The sequence below is a fragment of the Frankia sp. CcWB3 genome, assembly GCF_977927595.1.
Genome location: NZ_CDWRCK010000179.1, coordinates 1 through 8,877, shown reverse-complemented (window position 1 = coordinate 8,877; position 8,877 = coordinate 1). Strand labels below are relative to the sequence as shown.

Genomic DNA, 8,877 nt, shown 5'->3' with positions numbered 1-8,877 from the left:
GTACCGGGGGGCGTGGCGGTGGAAGGCGTGGCGGCGGCCGGGGTGAGTTGAGCAGCGTCGTCGTCGACTGCGAGAACGGTTTCCTGCGCCTGGGCCTGGCCCAGCGGCTCGCGGGCGCCCTCGGCGGCATCACGATCCCACTGGACGCCCTGCACCATCTCACTCCTCGCGCGGCGTCCCGCACGACGTCCGGGGAGGTGGCCTGTTGACGCCGCAGGGACAGCCCGAGACCGTCCCCGACGACGGGCTGACCACCCGCCAGCGCCGCGACCGGCCGCTGCTGATGGTTCACACCGGCGACGGCAAGGGGAAGTCGACGGCCGCGTTCGGTCTGGCGTTGCGCGCCTGGTCACAGGGCTGGCCGGTCGGAGTGTTCCAGTTCGTCAAGTCCGCGAAGTGGCGCATCGGCGAGGAACGCGCGCTGCAGGTACTCGCCGACTCCGGCCAGGGCGGCCCGGTCACCTGGCACAAGATGGGCGCGGGCTGGAGCTGGGTGCGCGAACGGGTCGACCCGGACGGTGACCCAGGTGCCGCCGCCCGGGAGGGCTGGGCGCAGATCACCCGGGACCTCGCCGCGCAGACCTACCGGCTGTACGTGCTCGACGAACTGACCTACCCGTTGCGCTGGGGATGGCTCGACGTCAACGAGGTCGTCGAGGTCCTGCGCTCCCGCCCCGGCCGTCAGCATGTCGTCGTCACCGGGCGGCGCGCCCCCCGGGAGCTGCTCGACGCCGCCGACCTCGTCACCGAGATGACCAAGGTCCGCCATCCCATGGACACCGGGCAAAAAGGGCAGCGGGGCATTGAATGGTGAGCGAGCTCCGGGCGGAGATCGACATTCCCCGGCTGGTTCTCGCCGCCCCGGCCAGCGGCGCCGGCAAGACGACGGTGACCACCGGGCTGATAGCCGCGTTCACCGCCCGCGGCCTGCGCGTCTCCCCGCACAAGGTCGGCCCGGACTACATCGATCCCGGCTACCACGCGCTGGCCTGCGGCCGGCCGGGCCGCAACCTCGACGCGGTGCTCTGCGGCGCGGCGCGCATCGCCGCGCTGTTCGCCCACGGGGCCCGCGGCGCGGACCTCGCCGTCGTCGAAGGGGTGATGGGCCTGTTCGACGGGGTGGCCCGTCCCGGTCCCGGTGAGCAGGCCGACCATGCCTCCACCGCGCACGTCGCCCGGCTGCTCGACGCCCCCGTCGTGCTCGTCGTCGACGTCTCCGGCGCCGCCCGCTCGATCGCCGCGCTCGTCGCCGGGTTCCGCGGATTCGACCGGCGGATCCGCCTGGCCGGGGTGATCCTCAACCGGGTCGGTTCCCCCCGTCACCGCGACCTGCTCACCGAGGCACTCGACGACATCGCCGTGCCCGTGCTCGGCGCGGTGCCGCGGGAACAGGCCGTCCACACCCCCTCGCGGCATCTCGGTCTGGTACCGGCGGCGGAACGCAGGCCCGCCGCCGTCGCCGCCGTCGACCGGCTCGGCGCGCTGGTCGGATCCGCCTGCGACCTCGACGCCCTGCTGCGGGTGGCACGCACCGCGCCGCCGTTGCGCGTCGCACGTTGGGATCCGGCCACCGTGCTCGCCGCGGCCGGACCGGCGGACCCGGCAGCGATCGCTCCGGTAGCGGTCACGACAGCAGACCCGGCGGTGCCCGCGGTGCCCGACCGGCCCCCGCGGGTCGCGGTCGCCGGGGGAGCCGCGTTCACCTTCGGCTACCCCGAACACATCGAGCTGCTCACCGCCGCGGGCGCCGACGTCGTCCCCGTCGACCCGCTGCGCGACGAGACGCTGCCACCGGGAACCGACGCCCTGATCATCGGCGGTGGTTTCCCCGAGGAGCACGTCGCCGCGCTCGCCGACAACGCCCGGTTACGCGCCGAGGTCGCCGCGTTCGCCGCCCGCGGCGGGCCGGTCGCCGCCGAGTGCGCCGGACTGCTCTACCTGGCCCGCACCCTGGACGGCGCGCCGATGTGCGGGGTTCTCGACGTGGAGGCGGTGATGGGCCCGCGGCTCACCCTCGGCTACCGCAGCGCGATCGCCGCCGCGGACAGCCCCTTGGCGGCGGCCGGGACCACCGTGCACGCCCACGAGTTCCACCGTACGGTCCTGCTGCCCCCACCCGGCCGGTCGCCGTCCGACCCACGGTCGCCGTCCCCCGCCCGCGGCGGCGCCGCGGGCGGGCCCCCCGGGCCGTCGGGGGTGGCGGCGTGGTGGCTGCCGATACCCGGAACCGCTCCCCGGCCTGCGCCGGGACGCGTCGCGGGTGGTGGCCGGCGTGGCGGGGAGCAGGCGGCGTCGCCGTGGATGTCCGAGGGGTTCGTGCACCGCCGGGTGCACGCCTCCTACCTGCATCTGCACTGGGCCGGACGACCCGGCGCCGCCACCCGCCTGCTCGCCGCCGCCCGCGCGGCGTGACCGGAGCAGAACCGGGGGACGGGGGACTGGTCGTCGGTGTCGGTGCACGGCCCGGGGTGACGGCGGCGGAGATCCTGGGGCTGGTCGAGGCGGCGCTGCACGACCTCGCGGCGCCGATGAGCGCGGTGCGCCGGATGGCGACGGTCGAGGCCCGCCGGGACGAACCGGGCGTCGTCGCCGCCGCACGCCACCACGGCTGGCCGCTGGTGGGCCATCCCGCCGCCCTGCTCGCAGGCGTCGACGTGCCCCATCCCGGTGCCGCCGCCCACGCCGCGCTCGGCACCCCGAGCGTCGCCGAGGCCGCCTGCCTGATCCCCCTCGCTGTCCCCCTGTCCCTGGGAACGGCCATGCCACAGCCGGTCCTGCTCGTGCCCAAACGCGCCGGCCGGCGGGTGACGGTCGCGATCGCCCGGCATGGCGCGCCGGATCGGGGTAGCGGCGCTTCCGCGTGACCGCGGACCAGGTCGGCTGGGTGGTCGAGCGGACCACTTTGATCAGCATCGGCTCGCGCCGCTGGTGTTGTTAAGGAAGACAAACACGAGCGGGTGATGATCCCGCCAGGCGATCGTCGGCGCGGAGAACCTGCTGATCCGACCGGTGAAACCCGGCCCTTTCCTAGCTATCCTGTCGGGGTGGCGGTGCAGCTACGGCTGGAGCGGGACGCGCGGGCGTTGACCGAGGTCGTCACTCGACTTCGACGGGTGCTGCGGACGAGTATCCGCAGCGACTACCCGTGGGAGGCCCTGCCGATGGCCCAGGTGGAGTTGTTGCAGTGCCTGCAGGAACGCGACGGCGCGCGGGTAGGTGAACTCGCCGGCCTGCTCCACCTGGCTCCGAATACGGTGAGCACCCTGGTGCAACAGATGTCGGACGCGGATCTTCTGCGGCGGGTCACCGACCCGGCCGACCGGCGCGCGGCCCGGGTGTCGTTGACCGAGACCGGTACCCGCCATCTGCAGGGGTGGCGCGAGGCCCACGAACGCAGGCTCGGCGACGCACTGGGCCGGCTCGCCGCCGCCGACCAGGCCGTTATCGTCGAAGCCTTGCCGGCCCTGTCACGCCTGGTCGAACAGCTCGATGACCGCCGCACGGCCGGACCCGTCCCCCGCCGCCACCGGCGGGCCCTGAGCGCGGATCTCCGGGGGGCGTAATCACGCACGTTGGCATCTACCTCGGCGGGCAGAGCGGTCAGGCTGGGATGCCCGGACGCTCCGGCCGGCTGCCGATCTCCGCGATGAGGTCCTTGATAAGGATCTCGATCTGGTCGCGGATCGGGCGAACAGCGTCGACGCCCTGGCCGGCGGGGTCGTCGAGGTCCCAGGTGAGATAGTTCTTGCCGGGGAAGACCGGGCAGGCGTCGCCGCAGCCCATGCTGATCACATAGTCGGAGGCCTGCACCGCCTCGGTGGTCAGCACCTTGGGCTTCTGGCCGGTGATGTCGATGCCGACCTCGGCCATGGCGGCGACCGCGGCGGGGTTGACCTGCTCGGCGGGCAGGGAGCCGGCGGAACGCACCTCGATCCGGTCACCGGCGAGGTGTCGCAGGAATCCGGCGGCCATCTGGGAGCGGCCGGCGTTGTGCACGCAGACGAACAGGACGGATGCAACAGGGCTGGTGGTCACGGCAGTCTCGTGGCCTTCCTCACAGCGCAGCGTGCCGGCTACGCCGATGGATGCGGTCGGGTCTAGAGCGGGGCTCGGTCCCGGCGTACCGGGCCATGGATCGTAGGCGCCGGGGCGCCGTCAGCAGCAGGGGCTGATCATCGTGCTGAGTGCGGCGAGGGCGTCGGGTGCGGCCTTGTAGTAGGCCCAGACCCCGCGCTTGTCGCGGGTGAGCAGGCCGACGTCGACGAGGACTTTCAGGTGGTGGCTGATCGTGGGCTGGGTCAGCCCGAGCGGCTCGGTCAGCTCGCACACGCACGCCTCCCCGCCCTCGTGGGCGTAGATCAGCGACACCAGCCGCAGCCGGGTTGGGTCCGCGATCGCCTTGAGCACACCGGCGAGGCGGGCGGCGGCCTCGGCGGACAGCGGTTGACGGGTCAACGGGCTGCAACACACCCACGCTCCAGGCCCGGCCGCCGCGTCCGGGGCGCGCGCGGTCACGGCCGGGGGCGGTAGGGCGGCCGACGATGCGGCGGGGCGGGTTGCGGTGGTCATGGCCTCCAGCATGCCTCAGCTATTGACAGCGGCCTATGCCTGGGCGCATCCTCGGCGCCAGCAGTTGCTATAGATATCGGTCGATGTCTGGAGGGTTGGGATGGCGAGGGTGCAGTTGGCGTTGAACGTCTCGGACGTGGACGCCGCGGTGGACTTCTACTTCCTGACCGCGCGATGACGGGAGAACAGCCACAGCCACATCTCGCCCGGCGGTTGGCGGCGGAGGCGGTCGGCAGCATGCTGCTGGCCGCCCTCGTCATCGGCTCCGGCATCGCCGCCCAGCAGCTCAGCCCGAACCAGACCGGCCTGGAACTAGCGGAGAACGCGGTGGCCACCGCCGCCGGCCTGTTCGCGATCATCTTGATGGTCGGGCCGGTGTCCGGGGCGCACTTCAACCCGGTCGTGTCCGCGGTCGACGCCGTCTTCGGCGGACTGTCGTGGCGGGACGTGGCCGCCTACCTGCCCGCCCAGGTCGCCGGCTGCATCGCCGGCGCCGTCCTGGCGAACTTGATGTTCGACCGGTCGGCGGTGTCGATCTCCACCCACCACCGGGCCACCTGGCCGCATCTGCTGTCCGAGGTCGTCGCCACGGCCGGCCTGCTGCTGGTCATCTTCGCCCTGGCCCGCTCGGGCCGGTCGGACAAGGCTCCGGCCGCGGTCGGCGCCTACATCGGCGCCGCCTACTGGTTCACCTCGTCCACGTCCTTCGCCAACCCGGCGATCACGACTGGCCGGATGTTCTCCGACAGCTTCGCCGGTATTGCTCCGGCGTCCGCTCCGGGGTTCATCGCCGCGCAGCTCGTCGGCGGCCTGGTCGGGACCGGGCTGATCCGCCTGTTCTACCCGCAGCTGGGCCGGGCCGCGGCGGCGGAGGTCGTCGTCGCTCATCCCGCCGCGAGCGTGAATGGCGCGGCTGCGGCCGGTGAGCCCGACCAGTCCGTCCGATCTCGTCCATCGGGGATATCCGGTACGTGACCGTCGCTCGTGCTGGGACGGTGCACCGGCCGCAAGGCGCGGGCCGCGCTCGATTCGGGAACGGTGCTCATGCTGGCGGGTCCGTGCCCGGCAGGAGCGCAGCCCGCCGCTGACCCGAGTTGTCTCTGCGGCGGTGTGGCCGGGGTGTGGCGTGCGGGCCCATCTTGACCGCAGCCACCCTCACACCGACAATCACCTCAATGGACGTTGAGTCAATGACAGTTGAGCGAAGGGCCGCGTTGCATGCGGCGCTCGCCGAGCCCGCGCGACTGGCCGTCGTCGACGCCCTGGCCCTCGGCGAAGCGTCCCCGAGCGAGCTGGGCACCGCGCTCGGAATCCCGTCGAACCTGCTCGCCCACCACCTCGCCACGCTGGAGGGCACCGGGCTGATCCGGCGGACCCGCTCGCAGGCCGACCGTCGCCGCAGCTACCTGCACCTCGTACCCGAGGCCCTGGCCACCCTCCTTCCGCCCGCGGTCCTCCCGGCGCCGCGCGTGGTCTTCGTCTGCACCCACAACACCGCACGCTCGCAGCTGGCCGCCGCGCAATGGACGGCCCGAAGCAGCGTCCCCGCGGCCTCAGCCGGCACCGACCCGGCCCCGGCCGTCCACCCCCGCACGATCGACGTCGCCCGTCGCCACGGCCTGGCCCTCACCGCCCCGCGCACAGCGCACCTCGACGACGTCCTGCAACCCGACGACCTCGTGGTGACCGTCTGCGACAACGCCCACGAACACCTGCGACGCCCCACGGAACGCCGGCTGCACTGGTCGGTGCCCGACCCGGTCCCGACCGACACCGACGACGCCTTCGAGTACACCTTCGCCGACCTCGCAACCCGCATTGAACGGCTCGCGGGAGCCGTCGCGGGCCCGGCGCCGGCCGCGGCGGCCGGCGCCAACGGCCGGCCCGCCGCAGCGACCGTCGATCAGCACCGTCCCGCCTGACCCGCACGGCCCTCTTCCGGCAAGGAGATAAGTCCCATGACCGACTCCACCCACCCAGCCGACCGGCTATCCGGGCTCAATCTGGCCGCGCGCAACCAGGTGAAAGCGGCGATCCGCCGGCTGGCCTACGAGTACGAAACCTGCTTCACCCAAGGCGACGTGGAAGAGGTCTTTACCGACTCATTCAACCGTTTCGCTGCTACCGCCCGGGTCACCCTGTACCTGCCGGTGCTGGCAGAAAGGGGACGTAATGAAGTAACAAATACGCGATCGAGAGCATCATCGCAGGTCACAGGCCTGTGGAGGGTTCGAAACGCGCAAGTTATTTCATTTCGACTCCAAAAGATCACCCGGGAACGCCTTGAAGCATTGGCTACCACCCGCGGGCTGATCGCCAAGAAGGTCCCGGAGGTGCTGTTCGTCTGCGTGCACAACGCCGGCCGCTCCCAGATGGCCGCCGTGTTCACCCGCCACTACGCCGGCACCCAGCTGCACATCCGCACCGGCGGCTCGGACCCTGCCGAAGGCATCCACCCCGAGGTCATCGTCGCGATGAAAGAGATCGGGCTGAGTCTGGACGAGGAGTTCCCCAAGCCGCTCACCGACGACATCCTCGCTGCCGCCGACGTCGTGATCACCATGGGCTGTGGCGACACCTGCCCCTACGTTCCCGGCAAGCGCTATGAGGACTGGCCCATCGACGACCCCGCCGTCTCTGCCCCGCAGCGGGTACGGGCCATCCGCGACGACATCGGCACCCGCGTGCGCGGCCTGCTTGCCAGCCTCCTGCCCGACCAGGCTCTGCCCGCCCGCTAGCCCGCGGCCGGTTATCCGGCCCGCGTGCCCACGTCCAGCGGCCGGCCTGGCATCCGCCCCCGCACCGGCCTACTATGTCTGTGACAGAGTTTATCTGTCACAGACATAGCTGGAGAGCCGCGTCCTGCCGTGAGCGGCTTCCGCTGGAGGAGCAGGTAGCCATGGACCCGGGCGTGCGTACCTCCGCGTCCCGCAACACCCTGATGTCGCTGCTGGCCCACGAGCGGGCCCGCCCTCGCGCGGTCCGCGACCTGCCGGGCGGCTGGTGGCTGGCGGTCGCCACCGTGTGCTTCGGCGCGTTCATGGGCCAACTCGACGCCAGCATCGTCACCCTGGCCTACGGGCCGCTGTGCGCACAGTTCCACGCCCCGCTCACTGCAGTCACCTGGGTCTCCCTGGCCTACCTGCTCACCCTGGTCGCCCTGCTGGTGCCCGTCGGCCGGCTCGCCGACGCCTACGGCCGCAAACAGTTCTACCTCTACGGACTCCTCGTCTTCACCGCCGCCTCTGCCGCCTGTGGCCTGGCTCCCAGCCTCGCCGCTTTGATCGGTTCCCGCGTCGCGCAGGCCGTCGGCGCCGCGATGCTGCAGGCCAACAGCGTCGCCCTTGTCGCCACCAGCGCACCCCGCCCGAGGATGCGCGCCGCCCTGGGCGTCCAGGCCGCCGCCCAGGCCCTCGGCCTCGCTCTCGGCCCCACCCTCGGCGGAGCCCTGGTCACCACTCTCGGCTGGCGCTGGGTGTTCGCCATCAACGTCCCCGTCGGGACAATCGCCCTCATCGCCGGCTACTACCTGCTACCCCGCACCCGCCAGCGCACCGACCCTGCCCCCTTCGACTGGCCGGGCCTGGCCCTCTTCGCCACCGCCACCACCACCCTGCTGCTGGCCGTCTCGGCTGTCTCCGGCCTGAACCTGCCCTCCGCGGCCACCGCCATCCTCGCTATCCTCGCCCCGCTCGCCGGCTACGGCCTCGTCCGACGGGAACGCCGCGCGCCGGCACCCCTGATCGACCTGCGCCTCCTTCGCATCCCTGCCCTCGCGGGGGGACTCGTCGGCGCGCTGTGCGGCTACCTCGTCCTGTTCGGCCCGCTCGTCCTGGTCCCCGTCGTCCTCACCGACCGCGGCACCTCCCCCCTGCACGCCGGGCTGGTCCTCACCGCCCTGCCCGGAGGCTTCGCGCTCGCCGCCAGCGGCGCCGGGGCGGTCCTACCCGACCGGTGGAGCGACCGCCGCCGCTACGCGCTCGGCGCCGTCACCTGCACGATGGCACTCGCCGCCGCACTCGCCGTGCCACTGTCCGCACCCTGGCTGATCCCCCCGATGGCCGTGCTCGGCCTCGGCCTCGGCCTCTACACCCCCACCAACAACACCGCGATCATGAGTGCGATCCCGGCCCACGCGGCGGGTACCGGCGGGGGACTGGTCAACATGACCCGCGGCCTGGGCACCGCCCTCGGCGTGGCCATGGTCACCCTCGCCGTCCACCTCGCCGCCGGCCCCACCGGACCCCGCCTGGCAATCGTCGGCCTCACCGCGGCATCCCTCCTCCTGTTCGCCCCCCCCCTCCCCCC

11 protein-coding genes are annotated in these 8,877 nt (G+C 72.7%); 9 read left to right on the top strand and 2 right to left on the bottom strand.

Features of this window, described 5'->3' with window-relative positions:
- From ACY5KJ_RS14020 to ACY5KJ_RS14000, 5 genes are all read left to right on the top strand, one after another.
- Nucleotides 1-209: hypothetical protein (locus ACY5KJ_RS14020; protein ID WP_462203541.1), on the top strand; the 209-nt coding region annotated here is incomplete at its 5' end.
- Entirely contained in the window at nucleotides 206-814 is a 609-nt protein-coding gene (cobO, locus tag ACY5KJ_RS14015) for a cob(I)yrinic acid a,c-diamide adenosyltransferase (RefSeq protein ID WP_462187358.1), read from the top strand. The genes ACY5KJ_RS14020 and cobO, both read left to right, overlap by 4 nt.
- Nucleotides 808-2,412, top strand: a complete 1,605-nt coding sequence (locus tag ACY5KJ_RS14010; protein WP_462203540.1) for a cobyrinate a,c-diamide synthase — start codon at nucleotides 808-810, stop codon at nucleotides 2,410-2,412. The genes cobO and ACY5KJ_RS14010 overlap by 7 nt, the downstream gene beginning before the upstream one ends.
- The gene (locus ACY5KJ_RS14005) at nucleotides 2,409-2,864 is read left to right on the top strand and encodes a cobalamin biosynthesis protein (RefSeq protein ID WP_462187362.1); all 456 of its coding nucleotides are present in this window, start codon (nucleotides 2,409-2,411) and stop codon (nucleotides 2,862-2,864) included. The genes ACY5KJ_RS14010 and ACY5KJ_RS14005 overlap by 4 nt, the downstream gene beginning before the upstream one ends.
- 180 nt (nucleotides 2,865-3,044) lie before the next feature.
- The gene (locus ACY5KJ_RS14000) at nucleotides 3,045-3,563 is read left to right on the top strand and encodes a MarR family winged helix-turn-helix transcriptional regulator (protein WP_462187363.1); all 519 of its coding nucleotides are present in this window, start codon (nucleotides 3,045-3,047) and stop codon (nucleotides 3,561-3,563) included.
- 37 nt (nucleotides 3,564-3,600) lie between these two features.
- Here ACY5KJ_RS14000 and ACY5KJ_RS13995 read toward each other — a convergent pair whose 3' ends face one another.
- Both ACY5KJ_RS13995 and ACY5KJ_RS13990 read right to left on the bottom strand, forming a co-directional pair.
- A complete protein-coding gene (locus ACY5KJ_RS13995) occupies nucleotides 3,601-4,035 on the bottom strand; it encodes an arsenate reductase ArsC (protein ID WP_462203539.1) in 435 nt (144 codons plus the stop codon).
- A 120-nt stretch (nucleotides 4,036-4,155) separates the two neighbouring features.
- On the bottom strand, nucleotides 4,156-4,569 hold the full coding sequence (locus ACY5KJ_RS13990; protein WP_462187365.1) for an ArsR/SmtB family transcription factor: 414 nt from the start codon (nucleotides 4,567-4,569) through the stop codon (nucleotides 4,156-4,158).
- 174 nt (nucleotides 4,570-4,743) lie between these two features.
- Between ACY5KJ_RS13990 and ACY5KJ_RS13985 the strand changes: the two genes are divergently transcribed.
- From ACY5KJ_RS13985 to ACY5KJ_RS13970, 4 genes are all read left to right on the top strand, one after another.
- On the top strand, nucleotides 4,744-5,544 hold the full coding sequence (locus ACY5KJ_RS13985; RefSeq protein ID WP_462187366.1) for an MIP/aquaporin family protein: 801 nt from the start codon (nucleotides 4,744-4,746) through the stop codon (nucleotides 5,542-5,544).
- A 215-nt stretch (nucleotides 5,545-5,759) separates the two neighbouring features.
- The gene (locus tag ACY5KJ_RS13980; RefSeq protein ID WP_462187367.1) at nucleotides 5,760-6,491 is read left to right on the top strand and encodes an arsenate reductase/protein-tyrosine-phosphatase family protein; all 732 of its coding nucleotides are present in this window, start codon (nucleotides 5,760-5,762) and stop codon (nucleotides 6,489-6,491) included.
- A 36-nt stretch (nucleotides 6,492-6,527) separates the two neighbouring features.
- Nucleotides 6,528-7,307 carry an arsenate reductase ArsC gene (locus tag ACY5KJ_RS13975; RefSeq protein ID WP_462187368.1) on the top strand — a complete coding sequence of 260 codons (780 nt, stop codon included), beginning with the start codon at nucleotides 6,528-6,530 and terminating at the stop codon, nucleotides 7,305-7,307.
- A 161-nt stretch (nucleotides 7,308-7,468) separates the two neighbouring features.
- A partial coding sequence (locus ACY5KJ_RS13970) for an MFS transporter (RefSeq protein ID WP_462203538.1) occupies nucleotides 7,469-8,877 on the top strand: 1,409 nt, incomplete at its 3' end.

Bases quoted from the DNA above. Each gene is read 5' to 3' on its own strand.
- ACY5KJ_RS13975 (WP_462187368.1), top strand. From the start codon at position 6,528: ATGACCGACTCCACCCACCCAGCCGACCGGCTATCCGGGCTCAATCTG.
- ACY5KJ_RS14010 (WP_462203540.1), top strand. From the start codon at position 808: ATGGTGAGCGAGCTCCGGGCGGAGATCGACATTCCCCGGCTGGTTCTC.
- ACY5KJ_RS13980 (WP_462187367.1), top strand. From the start codon at position 5,760: ATGACAGTTGAGCGAAGGGCCGCGTTGCATGCGGCGCTCGCCGAGCCC.
- ACY5KJ_RS13990 (WP_462187365.1), bottom strand. From the start codon at position 4,569: ATGACCACCGCAACCCGCCCCGCCGCATCGTCGGCCGCCCTACCGCCC.
- ACY5KJ_RS13985 (WP_462187366.1), top strand. From the start codon at position 4,744: ATGACGGGAGAACAGCCACAGCCACATCTCGCCCGGCGGTTGGCGGCG.